Source organism: Legionella qingyii, assembly GCF_003184185.1.
On sequence record NZ_QHJG01000083.1, the window covers coordinates 712 to 1,350 of the forward strand.

Genomic DNA, 639 nt, shown 5'->3' on the forward strand with positions numbered 1-639 from the left:
ATACTTCCCTTATGAGGTTGTGCTTATGAGTAGTAAACTAACTTTATTAGTATACTTCATAACGAACCCTTAAATTCCCGATTAGGTAGTAGTAGAGATGTATAATGTTAACCGGAACCCCACGTCTCCAGTAAATTAAGTGATATCTTAGCTAAATTTAAAAGATGTAGTAGTCATAATCGGGACCTGCGTGGGTGTATTAGCTCGTTATAGCGACGTTTTACCAGAAATCTTATTATGAGTTGTTTTAGAACATATTGAACATCCCCCAGCAATCTTCAAGGTATCTAAAAAGATTTTCCGAGTAGTATTATTCCTAACGCTTCTTGCGGTAGCATACAACGGAGGGATAATAAAAAATCTGTTAGATTACGTTACTTTTCTCCTCCTTTATGTCTTACGTAAAGGGAATCCAATACGGTAGAAGGATAAAGTCATAAGGTAGGCGAAACGTACTAAACGCTGTTAAATCAATTTAGTCGAAATATGAAATATTTGTTTCGTTGACGTAGTAGAAACACATTGTATTATTAAGAGATTATAAATTATAATATTTTTTTTTAAATCGATCTTCCACGCTATCCTTTCCTTTTTCTTCGGTTAATTAATCAGGTCAGACACAAATCTGATTTCTGTAAT